General features: G+C 50.0%; 15 protein-coding genes and 1 pseudogene. 2 read left to right on the plus strand and 14 right to left on the minus strand.

The window, feature by feature from the left end:
• Positions 1–20: 20 nt before the first annotated feature.
• The 7 genes from IPJ88_03490 to IPJ88_03520 all read right to left on the minus strand — a co-directional run bounded on the left by IPJ88_03490 (position 21) and on the right by IPJ88_03520 (position 6,414).
• Entirely contained in the window at positions 21–485 is a 465-nt protein-coding gene (locus IPJ88_03490) for a hypothetical protein (GenBank protein QQR90812.1), read from the minus strand.
• Entirely contained in the window at positions 374–982 is a 609-nt protein-coding gene (locus IPJ88_03495) for an alpha/beta fold hydrolase (GenBank protein QQR90813.1), read from the minus strand. The genes IPJ88_03490 and IPJ88_03495 overlap by 112 nt, the downstream gene beginning before the upstream one ends.
• A gap of 46 nt (positions 983–1,028) precedes the next feature.
• Entirely contained in the window at positions 1,029–1,796 is a 768-nt protein-coding gene (locus IPJ88_03500) for a Fic family protein (GenBank protein ID QQR90814.1), read from the minus strand.
• 148 nt (positions 1,797–1,944) lie between these two features.
• A complete protein-coding gene (locus IPJ88_03505; GenBank protein QQR90815.1) occupies positions 1,945–3,450 on the minus strand; it encodes a HAMP domain-containing protein in 1,506 nt (501 codons plus the stop codon).
• Positions 3,447–4,097, minus strand: coding sequence for a hypothetical protein (locus IPJ88_03510; GenBank protein ID QQR90816.1), 651 nt, complete (start codon positions 4,095–4,097; stop codon positions 3,447–3,449). Before IPJ88_03510 ends, IPJ88_03505 begins: the two co-directional genes overlap by 4 nt.
• On the minus strand, positions 4,094–5,638 hold the full coding sequence (locus tag IPJ88_03515) for a BamA/TamA family outer membrane protein (GenBank protein ID QQR90817.1): 1,545 nt from the start codon (positions 5,636–5,638) through the stop codon (positions 4,094–4,096). Before IPJ88_03515 ends, IPJ88_03510 begins: the two co-directional genes overlap by 4 nt.
• 164 nt (positions 5,639–5,802) lie before the next feature.
• Positions 5,803–6,414 carry a dihydrofolate reductase family protein gene (locus tag IPJ88_03520; protein QQR90818.1) on the minus strand — a complete coding sequence of 204 codons (612 nt, stop codon included), beginning with the start codon at positions 6,412–6,414 and terminating at the stop codon, positions 5,803–5,805.
• Between the two features lie 777 nt (positions 6,415–7,191).
• On the opposite strand from IPJ88_03520, the gene IPJ88_03525 reads away from it, so the two are divergent.
• Positions 7,192–7,314: a hypothetical protein gene (locus IPJ88_03525; GenBank protein QQR91955.1), complete on the plus strand. Its 123-nt coding sequence runs from the start codon at positions 7,192–7,194 to the stop codon at positions 7,312–7,314.
• Between the two features lie 11 nt (positions 7,315–7,325).
• Here the strand turns inward: IPJ88_03525 and IPJ88_03530 are convergent, their stop codons facing one another.
• The 5 genes from IPJ88_03530 to IPJ88_03550 all read right to left on the minus strand — a co-directional run bounded on the left by IPJ88_03530 (position 7,326) and on the right by IPJ88_03550 (position 12,259).
• Positions 7,326–8,510, minus strand: coding sequence for a hypothetical protein (locus tag IPJ88_03530; GenBank protein QQR90819.1), 1,185 nt, complete (start codon positions 8,508–8,510; stop codon positions 7,326–7,328).
• Positions 8,511–8,941: 431 nt separating this feature from the next.
• A complete protein-coding gene (locus IPJ88_03535) occupies positions 8,942–9,151 on the minus strand; it encodes a hypothetical protein (protein ID QQR90820.1) in 210 nt (69 codons plus the stop codon).
• A 289-nt stretch (positions 9,152–9,440) separates the two neighbouring features.
• Positions 9,441–10,805 carry a hypothetical protein gene (locus IPJ88_03540; protein ID QQR90821.1) on the minus strand — a complete coding sequence of 455 codons (1,365 nt, stop codon included), beginning with the start codon at positions 10,803–10,805 and terminating at the stop codon, positions 9,441–9,443.
• Positions 10,795–11,724 carry a hypothetical protein gene (locus tag IPJ88_03545; GenBank protein QQR90822.1) on the minus strand — a complete coding sequence of 310 codons (930 nt, stop codon included), beginning with the start codon at positions 11,722–11,724 and terminating at the stop codon, positions 10,795–10,797. The genes IPJ88_03540 and IPJ88_03545 overlap by 11 nt, the downstream gene beginning before the upstream one ends.
• 109 nt (positions 11,725–11,833) lie before the next feature.
• Positions 11,834–12,259 carry a hypothetical protein gene (locus tag IPJ88_03550; GenBank protein ID QQR90823.1) on the minus strand — a complete coding sequence of 142 codons (426 nt, stop codon included), beginning with the start codon at positions 12,257–12,259 and terminating at the stop codon, positions 11,834–11,836.
• Between IPJ88_03550 and IPJ88_03555 the strand changes: the two are divergent.
• Positions 12,245–13,023: pseudogene (locus IPJ88_03555) on the plus strand (diaminopropionate ammonia-lyase). The gene IPJ88_03550 and the pseudogene IPJ88_03555 sit on opposite strands and share 15 nt — an antisense overlap.
• Positions 13,024–13,040: 17 nt before the next feature.
• Here the strand turns inward: IPJ88_03555 and IPJ88_03560 are convergent.
• Together IPJ88_03560 and IPJ88_03565 are read right to left on the minus strand one after the other, a co-directional pair.
• Complete coding sequence (locus IPJ88_03560; protein ID QQR90824.1) at positions 13,041–13,892, minus strand: hypothetical protein; 852 nt, start codon at positions 13,890–13,892, stop codon at positions 13,041–13,043.
• 375 nt (positions 13,893–14,267) lie between these two features.
• Positions 14,268–14,585 carry a hypothetical protein gene (locus IPJ88_03565; protein QQR90825.1) on the minus strand — a complete coding sequence of 106 codons (318 nt, stop codon included), beginning with the start codon at positions 14,583–14,585 and terminating at the stop codon, positions 14,268–14,270.
• Positions 14,586–14,704: the final 119 nt, after the last annotated feature.

The following is a 14,704-nucleotide window of genomic DNA, read 5'->3' on the forward strand; positions in this document are numbered from 1 at the left end:
CTGATTCTGCGAATAAAAGATCACTGAGCTTTTTCTTGAATGGACACAAAATCAGCAAAACGTGATTCCAGAGCCGTGCCTTGCAGAAAAGGAAGATAGTCTGCTTTTTGTTCTAGGTGGTATTTGAAAAAACTCACAAGCGTTTGCAGTGCAAAAGCGTGAGTTCGTTCTGGCTCTTGCCCTTGCACACAAAAAGAACAACCAAGGCTCGATTGTTCACTGGCGCAAGGATCAGAAAACTCAGCATGGCCGGCGGATGGAATATCCCAAAGCAGTGTTGCAGACGGTGCTGCTTCAAAAAACGCTTTGTAGTTTTCATCGGCGGGCGCACAGGCCACACCGTTGACTTGTTCCACGCCTTTTGCGGCACCGATCAAGGCCAAGGGCACCTTAAGCGCTGGCATGAGTTCCGGGGTAACACTTGGAAAGTCTGCTTCGTCAAACTCGCCAAAAGGAGGAAGCGCATCAACTGGATCGATCGCCAAGATACCCCCAGGGTTGCGTCATCGATGGCAGCATGTAGCGCTTGCTTACCGCCTCGGGAGTGACCAGCAAGGCCAATCGGAATGCGATCATCCCAAAAGAAGCGAGCTGGGTCACTACGCAACGTAGCCAGCAAGGCCTTCAAGTCAGCTAGTAGCTCAAGATGCGTGCGCGCCGCGAGAAAGCCTTGATCAAAGGTTGGAATAATTACGGTAAAGCCGTGACTGGCTGCCCGTCGGCCATACTCAGCATAACTCTGTGCGTCGCTACCAAAGCCATGACAAAACACGAGAAGCGCTGCCTCTTGCAGCTGTTTTGCTCGAAACACCATGACACTCAGATGAGTTGAAGCAAGCTCGATCGTATCAAGTTCGATCTCCTCGCTTTGCTCGATGATGTCCCATGGACCGGGCAAGGCGGGATCGTAGACGCCATCAATTAAGGAACGCACTTCGTCGTCATCACAGCCGTAGCATAGAAAGAAACAAAGAACCGCCATCGCAGCTCGCCTTTGCAACCCGCCGATACCGCAACGCATGTTAGCCTTAGGCGTTTTGAATGCCGGGCTTGGCTTGTTCTTTGAAGAAGCGCTCGGCGCTTTGCAGGCTTGCATAAAGCGATTCACCAAGCAGACGCGCAAGGGCGCCATCGGAAGTTTTTAGAGCCTCGTAGTATCGTTGCCGATCCGTAGCGTGAATGATGCACGGCGGATAACCTGCACGCATCAAAATCAAGTTTGAAAATAAACGCGCTGCTTGACCGCTGTAAGTTGCATAGGGAAAAATATGCAAAAGTTGAAACTGTATTTTAGCAGCAAGTCGTAGCACATGCGTGTTGCGCTTGGTATCGGGTGCCGATAGCCACTGCAAGGCTTCGTTCATTTCATTTTCAATTTTTTCCGGCTGCGATATCTCGTGGAAATACAGACGATGCAAAGGCATGTCTTTACGGTATTTCGGCTCTCCTTTGCCTTCATCTTCACCAGGATCGAGCGCCGCGTGAATCTTGTGCAATAACTCCAAGTTCAAGGTAAGACGCTTTTTCTCAATCATGCTTTTGACAAAATCAACGGCATTTTTGTACTGGCGAATCTCATCGTAGACAGGGATCAAGGAGGTATCACTCACGACTTGGTCATGAATAGCAACTTGGAGCTCATGTGCGGTGTAAACACTGCCATCAAGCGCATTGTCATGGTAAATCCAGGACATGAGCAGCCGCTCATCGAAGTCTCTTACAACAGCTTCCGATGCGTCTTTTCTAAGCTTTTCAAGCTTCGCTATCGCCTTTTCTAACTGTGCTTTCGTAGGCACCGAAATTTCTCCCAAAATAGCCAGACTGTTGGCTCAAAGGGCTGCTAAAAACAGCTCCCGTCACCGTAACGCTAGCAGTTTGGGTCTATTTCGGTCAAGGATTAGGTCCTAAATTCCCCTAAAATAGGGCTCAAAGCTCGAAAGTGCCTCAAGCTTGATCCAGAGGCAGCTGTATCACGAAAGATGCTCCCCCAAACTCAGAGGGAACATATTCAACCCTACCATTGTGCTCAAGAATCACGGTCTTGACGATTGCAAGGCCCAGGCCTGTTCCATCATGTTTAGTCGTAAAATAGGGATCAAAAATACGTGCTTGATACTCCTCTGATACGCCCGGACCGTTATCCTTCACTTCCACAAAAGCCTTATTGTCCTTCTTCCAGCAACGCAGATCGACCTTGGGTTCAGCCACCCCCGAATGCTGCATGGCTTGTTTGGCATTGACGCATAGGTTGATAAGGCAGCGGCGCATCAACATGGGATCAAAACTGACACGAATCCGTGGCTCACGAACGCTAAGCTCGAGCCTTGTTGCTGGCAGATCAGGCATATCCGCATGTTCAAGCTCCCACTCATAGCGAAGGGATGCCACCGTCTCCTCGAGGAAGGCTCGAAATTCTCCCGGTTGCAAGTGCGCCTTGGGCAGCTTGGCAAACTCACTGAACTCAGTCACCAAATGACGCAGTGTCGATACTTCCTCTTTTACAATTTGACACGCTTGATCGAGTTTCTGATGGTACTCATCGTTCGTGCCAGGATACGCTCGGTGCACTTCTTGCACCGCCAATAAGATGGGCGTAAGTGGGTTTTTGATTTCATGCGCCAAGCGACGGGCTACGCCCTGCCAAGCACTGATACGCTGAAGATAATCAATACGCGCTCGCGAATCGCCCAGCTCTCTGACCATGTCATTAAAAGAACGGGTCAGATCCGCCACTTCATCTCGACCTGAAATAGGCACTTGCACTTGCATGTCGCCTGAAGCAACTTGCTTCGTCGCTGCAACCAATAGCCCTACTCGACGGGTTACTTTTCGCGCTGCCGGAATACCAAACACTAGCGCCAAGAAAATAACAAGCAACATGAGAATCAAATAGACAGCAAGGTAGCGATTGGATACGAAATAGGTTCCGCGCACTAAGACGTCGTAGTCCCGCGTAAATTCGCCGGCTTTACGAAAGTCATCAAACAAGTGTTGGGGAATCGCTACGGTGACCGCCAGCGCCCAACCATCCACACTGCTCTTTAGTGTTTTCTTTCGAACTTCATAGTTGACCCGACGGAAAGTACGTTGGACTTTAAGTCCGCTTTTGTGTGTAGCCGAAACGCTTAAGGTTTGTGGAAACGCCGCGAGCGCTTCGACCATAGCGTGTTCGATGGCTTCGGCATCCTCGGTCTGAAGCGCCGCTCGAACACGGCTGTCTTGCTCGACACACAGCAGAGCGTGCTCGGCGTAATCGCGAAGGGTCTCAAGATAGTCGCGGGAAAGATCAATATTGCTCTTAAGCTGCAAAAGCACGCGCTCGTTTAGGCCCAGCCGATAGTTTTCTCGCAGCACGCCTTGTCCTAAAACCAAAGCCGCTATCAACGGAGCGGCTGTCACGGCAACAATAATCACCACGATCTTTTTCTCGAAGCGATTGATCCGGATCATGGCGACGGCACCGTGATAAGTTGCGAGCGAAACCGCAAAACGCGATCGGCTTTGCCAATGCGCGGATTGACAAACAAACGCACAAACGAGCCAAAGAACGCATCATCTCCCAAGCCGCTCGTTCCCGAAGGCCGTACCAGCCAGCGCCTGATGCGCTCAAGAGCACGATCGGAAAGCGGGTTTAGTTCCACCGAAATCGCAAAATAGACAACGTCGCGATCGTCTCTACTCACCTCTTTCATCGTGGCGCCTTTTAACGCCAGACACACTGACGCCACATGCGTTGGATACTTAACAATGAAATGAGCGCTTTGACCCGGGACTTGTCTTTCGATGCGATAGACTTCGTCCCATAAATCGTAGACGATGCGGCAACTGCTGGCATACACAGCAATCGCCTTGTTGCTGTTTTTTTCATAACCAAAGGCTTGAAGCACCATGGTTTGAGGAAGCCCGCTGGTGAGCTTTTCTTTGACCGTAGGACTTAGGAAATCGGCTATCGAAACATAAAGTTTGGCATTTTGATTCTTCCAAACCACGCCTACTTTACGTTCCGTAAGCTGCACTTGTTGCGACTGAGCAGCGATGCTTTGCGCAAACAAAGACAAAGCGACAATAATGAACGACGATGCGAGGAGCTTCTTCACAATACCAAAAACCCCACCATGGTTGAAAAGGCAAACTGAAAGACACCGATGTCCGTATCCATGCGCAAGCCAAAATCAAAGGTTAAGTCAACTGGAATTCGCGAAAGTTCATTGTAGCCACTGAGACCAACCAACAAGTCACGACGTGAACTGATGTAGTACAAGCCCGTAGTGAAAAACAAATCGGTTGCCCGAATACCGGTCGGGTTTCGATACACAGGCCATGCGTATTGCACATCAACACGTCCGGCCAAGTCTTCGTTGCGCATCTCTTTGGCAGCAGTGCCCAAAATACTGGGCGGTCTGCGTCGATCAAAATTCAAACCAAGCATGCGCGAAGGCAATAAGTCATTTAGATCCGCAACGTAAAACTTTTGAAAGAAGGGGGCTCGACCAAAAATAGCCCCACCAAAAGCACCCAAGCGCAAGGTGTGTCCCCAAGGCAACTTAAACCAATAGCGCGCTTGGACTTGAAGCTTAAAATAATCATAGTCACTTGCTATGAAGCGTGAGGCATGATCGCTTTGAATTTTGAAATGCAAACCTTTGCTCGGCAGCACGGGATTGTCACGACGATCAAAAGTTAGCGCCAGCTCAACCATCGAAACCACCGACAAATCGGGATCGATGGCAAAATCAATCGGCGTAATATCATTGCCTCGTTTTTGTGAAGCAGCGTCTGGGATGGCTGTTACATCGACAAGTTCACCTTGCCAATCAACAGTTAGATACAAACGTGAGCTTAGCTCTTGTCCACTTCCAAACTTTAAACCAGCACGCTTGTAACGCACGACTGCGTTCTTTGCTAAAACCTCTTCCGGACAATCGGCGGGAGAGATACCAGCCGGGCAAGCAATGCTCACGCGGACATCATCGCCACCGAAAAACTCGCGCGCGTTGTTAAAGAAAATTGAGCCGCTCAAGGAAATCTCTTTGGCAACAACACGCGGCGCGAGCACTCCGAGCCTCACGCCTTGTTGCGCAGGCGAGAGCGCTGTAGCGCCCGAAAGCATCAAGCCTGTTCCAAAAAAATTTCGATCGGAAAGTGCTACGCCAAAAAAAGGTTCGATGTCCGCAGTGCGATCTGCAGTGCGGCGCACGCCCTCGGCAATACCGGCAGCCACTTGATCGATGCGCAAGGTGTTGCGTTCAGTCACCGTCACGAGCAATATGACATAACCACGTTTGCTTCCACGCTTCAGGCTCAACCGCACCGAGGAAAAGAAACCTGTTCCAAGCAAGCGATAGCGAATCGCTTCAAGCGAGTCGTCTTCAACGTCGACCACATCACCCCGCTCTAAGGTGATGTAATCAAGAATGACCGAACGCCGTGTCTTGTAATTGCCCTCAATTTTAACGCCTTGCAGCACATAACGTAGACGAGGTGAAGGGGCAGAAAATGCAGAATTGGCGGATAAATCTTCAGAAACTGCCATATTTGGCATGTTTTCGGTGTCTTTGTTGACAAAACTGTCATGTTCCTGCGCCCAAGCATGGCCCACCAAGCCCAAGCACACCAGCACAGCAAAACACCTTTTCATTGCCGACACATAGCAATGGAACCGCGCCCTGGCAATCGCCTGAAACAAGGGCTTAGGCTCGCAGGGATCTCAAGAAGTTTTTCCTCAAGAGCTTTCAGTATACATGAATGGAGTTCAAAGGTGAGCAGAGAAGGTCTTGGCGCAATGCCGCTCTCCACTGTCTTTCATTTTCTTAAAACAACATGCATCGCATCGCTAGAGCAAACTTTTTCGATCACTTGATATCCCAAACGCGCTAAATCGATTCCAGACAACACCTTTTCACCTGAACCAAGAAAAGTTGGACTGTAAGCAAAATGCAGCTCGTCCACTTTACCTGCTTTTAGATATTGTCGAAGCACGGAGACCCCGCCACCGATACGAACATCTTTGTCCTTGGCGGCTTCTTTCGCTTTGGCAAGCGCTGATTCAATACCCTCTTCAACAAAATAAAACGTCGTTCCACCTTTCATTTCAAGGGGCTCTCGCGGATGGTGGGTTAAAACGAAAACCGGCGTGTGGTACGGGGGATTATCGCCCCACCAACCTTTCCAGTCTTGGTTTGGCCACGGTCCTCTTAGCGGTCCGAACATGTTGCGACCCATAATGTAGGCCCCAACATTTTCAAACGATCGCTCGGCAAAGTCGTTGTCGACATCGGTGCTGCCGCCAGCATTGCCTATCATCGTCTGAAACACTTTTGTCTTGGCCAACCATGGATGCAATTCATGCCCGCGAACCCCAAGCGGATGTTCAAGATCTTGCTTCGGTCCAGCACCAAAACCATCCAATGACACCGAAAACGCCGCGACCTTTAACTCTGCTCATTGATGTCTCCTTTCAGACGGGTTCAGGATACAGCTTTTACTAGCTTCGATCTTCTAAACACTCCGAGAAAGCCACGCTTAAAGAACGGCGGAACGGTGTCAGCAACCGTCTTCACCCTCTCTTGGTAGAAATTCCGCCCCATACTGACTCGCTTCAGAGGTACCTGGCACCTCAAGTGGAACAACCAAAACACCGAAAAACGTAGCAGTTGAATTTATCCAGCGCATGGTGCAAAGCAAAGCAAATTCAATGCCAACAAGCCAGCTCATATCCTGCGCGAATTGTCTCAAGACGGGTGTGACCGGAGACAAGACATGGCCTTACAAGTAAACATGACCGAAGTGGCCACCAAAGGAGAAGCAATCGCTGGGACGCACGAAGAAACGAGCGTACATACAAGCGGTTAGATCGAAGTATGTGAAAAACCACCGTAGGCAAAAGTGTTTGCAGTCACCACAGACTGACCCTTTACGGGCTTGCATCATAAATCCGCGTTTCGATTGCTACGGTCAGCCGACCCTAACGCCGAGAAGGAAAGGTCCCCAGTCGTTCAGAAAACGACGGTTATCACAGCGCCAGAGCCTTTTGGCGATTTTGCTCCAAAATCGCTCGAAAACTCTTGGCTCACACTCTGGCCATCTGGCTTGCTCGATCTACCGGCTCAGATCCTCTCCAATTCGATTCCTTGCTCGCCAAGTAGAACTCGATCATCGCGTTAAGGGAAGGCAGCCACTGCCTTTTTAGGAATTCAAGGCGATCCGTGGGATACCCAATGGGATATGTTTCTGGCGCTACTCGGCGCCACCATCAGCTTGGCGGCTCTTAGCGCTTGGCACAATCAGCAGATCTTAAATATTCATATTAAGTGACGTTGACACTTCTAGTTTGGTTTTGATGTCTCTGCAGAAGACTTCAGAGCTATCCCGAGTTCTTTGCAAACTTCTGGTGTGCTAAGTCCTCCGTCTAATGGCGGACAGGGCACCAGCTCATCAAAGGAAGGAAACATAGGGACATCGTATTCGTCCTGCAACTCTCGGCCCATCTGCTCGATGCTTTGTCGGTTGCCCACCACATTGGCAAACAACATAGGCTCGAAAATCGTATCGTGTCCGTCGGAACTAAGCGTTGAAGGACTTTGGGATGCGACTCCCACGATTTGATCAAGCGCGTAGCGCATTCGGCCTGATGACAATAATGCTATGCCTTTGGAATGCTGTGAGACCAGCAAGGGCCCACCGGAATCGCCCCAGCAAATGATGAGAGTTTCTGGCGATAGTTCAATCTGCTCAGTGGGTTGCAGAGTATCGGCAAGCCAATCAAATACAGCTGCTCGTTTTTTTCCATACCCAGTGTTTACTGGCGTTATCCATCCGTCTCGAGACTCCAGACTGCAAGTCGAACCGCCATAGCCAATAAAATAAGAAAATCTTTCTGTGCTTACTCGAAAACCAGCGGCTGATTTAGTGCGACCTTCCGGATACTGTTCAGCAATATAAGGAACGGGCTGCCCATCAAAATGATCTGAAGAAAAACGATATGCTAAGCTTGCAGGGCTATAGTCCCACGGGTGGCGATCAAAAGGGTTCACCTCGTTACTGGATTCTTCTATCTTGTTATGCACCACAGGCACGTAGGCTTGCTGTAGCGTGCCATAAGGCGTGCGTACTTCAAAACGCATTAACATATGGACACCTTTTTCGGTGGGATAAACGTGCTCCTCAAACGCTTCGTCTTGAAACCCTGGTATGACCTCGCTCTGAAACTGATGTGCCGAGGCCAAGATAATATTGCTTGGCCAATCATCCAGTGTTCCATCTTCTTTATGCAATCGTATGAGTGTGGCTGTTCCGTATGTTAGAAATCCCTCCTCGGGACTCCACGACAACAACTTTCCAACAGCTGGGGCAATGTGATCCGCCGGATCGATGATGCCACGCTGAGCAAACATGATCGCATCGCCCTTTTGTGAAAAGTCAGACTCGAGCATGGCTGTGCAGCCGAGAGGCAATAAAGCAATCATCGGTAAGGCAAATGACCACACGTCACGTGGGATTAAACAAAACATTTCAAATAATGTAGCAATTTTTGTGCCAAGTGCAAGGAAACCATTCCTTGCCCTCGGTAACCAACACTTAGGTGCCACTTAAGTGCCAGCGAAATTTGTACTTCAATATTTTCAGCCAAATTTCAGCCCCTTTAAAAGAGGTTGGCACCTTTTCGGCTTTTCAATTTCAGCTCCTCACGCAAGCTTTCGATAAGCTTAAGCTCATCGGGCGGAAGCGTAACACTCGATTTAGTATTATTTTTCATACTTTTATAATACCAAATAACCCCAAGTATTTCCTATCAACAACGCCCGTTTTTACTTTCGATATTACTGATCTCGCTGAAAAAATACCCTGGCAGCAATTCCTGGCTGTCGGCAGCGACCTTGATGCGCGGTTTTGAGGCGATGCAGTATGGCTCTTGAACGACAAGCCGCATCTGGCCATACCCTTACTGATGGCCCAGGGCGATTTTTCCTTGCGCGCTCGCTGCTGCGAGATACGTCATAACCGAATCCTTTTCGGACTCGCCGAACTCATCCTCACCGAAGTGCACCAGAACCTTGCGAGTGACCTCCGTCGCAATCCTGAGCAGCTGCGTTTCGCTGGGCGCGGTCAGCGGAAAAAACTCTCCGTCGACATACACCCCATCAAGCATCACGACATGCAGGTGCGGGCACCAAGCCGGGTGTCTATAATGTTAGCACCGCGATTTAAACCACAGTCAATCAACTGGTTGACCGTCTCGGCCATGCGATGAATAAGAGGGTCGAATCCCGCCATGTGAAGGCAAGAAACGAAGAACTCCGCTTTAGCGCACTGGACGCAACTTAAATAAGCCGTGAACTGGGTTGGCGAGCCGGACCGATCTAACCACGCGCTTAGCAGAAACAACCCAGTGGTTTAAGTCCCTATCGTAGTTGTCAACTGACTTAGGCTCTATCGTGCAACTACAGCGGCATCGTACTGACCAGAGGATGATCGCCTTCAAAAGGACGGAGCTCACGCCAGGATGCCAAAGTATGCATTGAATAGACAATCGCTAACGCGTTGAATGCGGTATCCGATCCCGTTGGAAAGCCCAACAAAGACACATTGGGGTTTGAAAAATAAAGATAGCGACGGCAGGTCTTCTCTTGACAACCGTAGGCCATAATCGTGCTGAAACGCCCTGGCACACGCATGCCGTGCGCCATGGGTAACAACCCTTCGACATCTACATCTTCTTCATTATGGGCCATGCCAAAATTGTGACCTATCTCATGGGCTAGAGTGTAGTTTCCAAGACAGCTTACTGACGTCACACCCGCTGTTCGATAGCGCCCGTTTTCACCAGGCTCTGCCATGTACGCCCGACCACAATGTGTCTCGGTGATTTGACCATCAGAGTCGATCACTCTGTCGATGTCAGATACGATGACATGAAGCAAATCGGCTCCGTAGTGAGTGAGTATCTGCTGTGCGCGACTGCCGTCCCCAACTGTGTCGCCCAGCCAGCGAAAGGTATCTTGCACTGGAAACTCGGAGCCTTCGTCCGCGTGATGAAGAAAGCCCACATGAGTTAGCCGCACTGGGTTGTTGGGAAGCCAGGTAGCTCCCGGGAGACTATTGAAGACAGCTGTGTTAAAGTCATCTACCGCTTTGGCGATTTGTGTATGCAGCCACTCTTGCCCATAGCGCTGCATGACAGCAGGTGTATAAAGCACCATCAAGTCAACGGACTCCGCGGTCTCAGAGGGTATGACTGGCATCGTGACTATGGCCGGATTCTCGGGGACAGTCGCCGGGCTCTGAACATCACTTTGTTGCGGCCGAAGCAACAGATCATACAGGTCGAAACCATCATTCGGGTAGTGGAAAATTTGATCTCCTTTGATAGAAAATCTTCGGGTGATATTTCCGCTCTCCAAATAAACGTGAAAAGTATTATCCCGCAAGGCAATCACAAAATACCCGCCTATGTAGCGCACCGTTCCAACGCTTAGCGCTTCAATGTCGCCACGGATAATTTTAATACTTGTGTGAGTCGATGGCGCATTTGAAATCGTATCTTCGTAAGCTGATGCACGCGAAATTGTACCGACGAGTTCCATGGCTCCGCCTATGGCAAACGCTAACTTGATACGCTCACCTATCGCGGCCTTGAAGATGTCGCTCATCGAAGCTTCATCGACTTGCAAGTCAATACTGGATTCAAGGTCCGCATCAACAGCACAGTGAGCTAGACCAATCACTGCGGTGCCCAAAAAAATCCACGTCACCCGTTTTAAAAACAGCATCTCGAGCAAACTCCGAGTATGTTTTTTACAGACCATCGAGATGTGCTTGAAGGCGATACGGTAAACAGCCTTGCATAGCTTCTGTACTACTGAGTTCAATAAAGAATGTGCCTTGCTCAGACACAATCGGTGACGTTAGAGTACCTTTGCAATCCACAGTGACCTTGAGTTGACGCACCAGCGACTCTTCATCCACATCTGCTAAACACGAGCCATCGTCTTGTAACTCTCCGTTGGTACAATCAATCTCGGTGTGCACAGTGCGTTCCGCATAGGCCTCGGGATCGCAACTAAATCCCACTCGAAGATCAAAATCACCGATAGCACCCGGCGGAATATCGACACGCACATTGAGCGCACTAAGATACCACAGGTTTCGATTGTCGATACTAAGGGTATGCCGGACACTTTGCTCTGGGCCAAGCACGCCCATTTTTGTCGGTGGTTTTGTGTCGGGAAGGAGATCTCCGTAGTAGTTCCCAAGAGAAAGATCGTTATCGTTCAACGGTGGCTGAGCACAAATCCAATTGCTATTCGGCTGAGCCTGCCAATCAAAACAGAGTTCACTGCTGTCCGAGTCCTGAGCTATAACTTCCGCGCTGACTAAGTTTAGACCAATAAAATCAGGGATAAAGGAGTATCGCCAAGCAAGACTTTCATCAATTGTGGTCTCAATAATCCATACAGGGCTAGAATAATCGCCGAAGTTGCCGCTGAATTGCGAATAGAATCCATAAGTCTGGTGTCCCTGGAGTGGGAGCAAAAGCTGCGCAAGACCTGCGATCAGCGGTTCATAGTTGTCTTTGTTTTTTTCAATAACGATTAGATCTTCGATCTTGTTGGCAAACGATATCGCCTTCTTACATGTAGGGGATTGGGACATGACTGCTGAGGTCTGCTGGCTCATTTCGTCGCTTTGTTCCCCTGAACATCCGGCGATGATCATGAAAATCATACAGATATTTCTTGCGTGCTTACTCATTGATCCATCACAAAGCAAATTCTGTGCCTGAATCCGATGCTCGGCAGCCTTGGAAAAATTCATTTCAATTTCGCGATCAATCTTATGGGTCTAAAAACGAGATGAGTTGCTGTCCATACGAGGTCGGCACGAGCTGCATGCCCACTAAGCCTAGGGATTCCGTAGGAGGAATTTGAGGTTCGGAAGGTGGATTTGGCAAGCAAACGCCATGGAAAAAGGGTTGTGGCCCGCCGTAGCAAGTTGGCTTGGGGCCAAAGAGTAAGGATAGTTGTGGGGTTGATGCCGGCTGCCTCGGTGGCGAACGACTGCTCGGCGCTTTTCCGGCATCCACAAGCTCAACTATTTTCATCTTGCCGCCACAGGAGGGGCATAGGCCCACATCGGGTTCTAATGTGGGGGCCCGGTTTTGCGCTGGCTCATCATCCCACAAGTGCAGCTGCGCCGTAATGCCTTCGTCCTGCGGCCCAGGCACGACTTCGCAACGTTCTTTGGCATGGGCAGCAAGCACGCCGTGACACCTGAGACGATGAAAGCGAGGCGGCGGCACCAAAGTACACAATCGCGATATCAAATCAAGCAGCTCAAAAATAACGGCTTCAGTGCCATCGGCCCAACGACGTTTGAGCTTGTAGATGATTTTGCCGTCTCGGTAGCGTACGAAGGCTACACGCAGATTCCAAAAGATGTGATGCAGGGTTACACCATCATGGTGCAAGAGGCGCTTGATCAATTGCCTGAAGGCGTCATTCCCAGCCATGTCTTTGCGCAAGGTGGTGTGGGCGCCATGGCGGCTTCGGTGTGTGGCCATTTGTGGCAACGCTATGGTCATAAACGTCCGCGTTTTATCGTAGTCGAGCCCGATCAGGCCGATTGTCTGATTCAAAACGCCAAAGCTGGAAAGCCGACTGTGGTCCATGGTGAACTGAACACCCTCATGGCGGGTCTAGCGTGCGTCGAGATATCGACCTTGGCTTGGCAAATCTTGGAGACGGGTGCTGATGCATTTCTTTCCATACCGGATGAAGCCGCAGCGCAAGCCATGCGATTGCTTGCCCGGGGGTTAGACAATGATGTACCCATCGTTGCTGGAGAGTCAGCTGTTGCGGGCGTCGCTGCCTTGTGTTCGATCAAAGATGATGCTTCCTTTAAAAAGCACTCAAGCTTGATCAGGGGTCTCACGTCTTGTGTTTTGGCACCGAGGGCGATACGGATCCAGAGATCTATACGAGCATTGTCGGCAAAAGCGCTGAGGCCATTCGGAGGGCGAAGTAGGCTCACTTGGTCGAGTGCTATGGGAAGGCATCGGGGTCGTCTTGGCTAATTTGGATAAAGTCAGAGACCGTTTTCATAGCTTTCGCATTTTTGGCAAACCAGCCTTCGACGTACCTTTCAAAGAGGCGCAGGACGTCGATTTGTTCGCGTAGTATCTCAGCGTCAAGAGATTCAGCATCGCTTATCTGTTCGAGCTCATACTCCGTGCTGGCTCTGTTTCCTGCGTAGTGGGCATTCATTTGCGCTAGCCGACTATTATTTTGACCAAGAAGCGAGAGCGCAAGCTCTGCATCGTCGACATCTTCTAGTGTAGTCACAAGCCTGCTTTCTTTTCCGCCGTATTCATCAAAAAGCTGTTCGTCTAATCGCTGCTCGGACAAGTCTTCCAGTTCTCGTTGCTCTTCTTCGCTCAGTTGATCACCATGAGCGGCTCGGGTTAAAAGTTCCGTCATGCGCAATAACTGTTGAAATAATATACGCCTCTGAGCGTCTAAATCAGCGATTGTGTCTGAATAGTCTTCAAACCGGTAGATGCGTGGAGCAAGTTCCAGAGGATCCATGGGGAACTGTTCCAACAGAGGACGGATAACGTCACGAACAAAAATCTCAGCATTGGACCGAGATATATCGGGTGCCGCGCTGATGCTTTCCATTATATCTTGGATCGATACAGGTTCTGAAGCCGTGAATTTTTCTCGAAAAGAGTCGGCTTCATTAGCAAGCACAAAGCCCGTCTCAACAAAAAGATCGGTGGCTGCTTCGCGGCATGGTGTGACACTACCACAAACCAGTGTCGTGATGGCCAGTAAGCCTGGCCAGCCCAGTATCTCCAGTATGGCTGCAAGAATCGCTAGCAAAGTGGGGATCACGATAGCATCCCCACTTGCACCGTAACTCTCCGAAGCTTCCGGAGATGTACACGCGATGATAAAGATGCATCCCAGCCACAGATAAGACTGGCATCGAAATAATGTACTTTTGAATGAGGTTCGGATAAGGACTCTCCATTGGCCCGCAGTCCTATTGGTGGGGGCCTGTTGTTTTGATAAGCAGGTATTGTGCCAAAACCTTGTCCGGGGGGCATGTGCCCTATCCGCTCGTAATTATTCAATGAAATTTCGTGCTCTGGAGGTATGCGAGCCTGCGTTGGGGCATTAAGTCCCAATTTTTGCGATTGTGACTACCCTAGACAGGGGACATCCGACCCTTGCAGCGCAGCCCACATGGGTCAGGGAGCCGTAAAGTCACATCGGTAAGTGTGAGGTTGTGGGTTTGGGAGGTTTTGTTGTTTTTCGCTTGAATCCTTTGGCAGCAAGAGTGCCAAGTTCTGGAAAATCACTGAGCAGGCACGCTGCACTGCTCTGAGCAATCCCTTTGAAACTCTGAAGTAGGCTTGCTCTGCGGCCAAGCGTACTGTTTGCCTCAAGGAGGGTTGTGATTTCTGCCTCAAGCATCTGTGTCTGCTCTTTGAGATAAGCGATGCTTTGCTCAAGATGACGCTTTATCCATGGATGCCTGCCTTGCGATAGGCGCCGCTGCTCATCACCTCGCATCTGCGCCAACTGGTTTCGCCGTAAAACAAGGCCTCGCAGCAAGCTGACACACGGTTTTTCCAAAACCTGGGTCGCGACGGTCGCGAGGGAGGCTCCCACCTTTTTCTATAAAATCTTCAAGACACAAG

The sequence above is a fragment of the Myxococcales bacterium genome, from assembly GCA_016699535.1.
In the GTDB taxonomy this organism is placed as follows: domain Bacteria; phylum Myxococcota_A; class Polyangia; order Polyangiales.

Coding starts and splice junctions, on each gene's coding strand:
- IPJ88_03545 (QQR90822.1), bottom strand. CDS start 11,724: ATGATTTTCATGATCATCGCCGGATGTTCAGGGGAACAAAGCGACGAA.
- IPJ88_03540 (QQR90821.1), bottom strand. CDS start 10,805: ATGGTCTGTAAAAAACATACTCGGAGTTTGCTCGAGATGCTGTTTTTA.
- IPJ88_03515 (QQR90817.1), bottom strand. CDS start 5,638: ATGAAAAGGTGTTTTGCTGTGCTGGTGTGCTTGGGCTTGGTGGGCCAT.
- IPJ88_03495 (QQR90813.1), bottom strand. CDS start 982: ATGGCGGTTCTTTGTTTCTTTCTATGCTACGGCTGTGATGACGACGAA.
- IPJ88_03530 (QQR90819.1), bottom strand. CDS start 8,510: ATGTTTTGTTTAATCCCACGTGACGTGTGGTCATTTGCCTTACCGATG.
- IPJ88_03505 (QQR90815.1), bottom strand. CDS start 3,450: ATGATCCGGATCAATCGCTTCGAGAAAAAGATCGTGGTGATTATTGTT.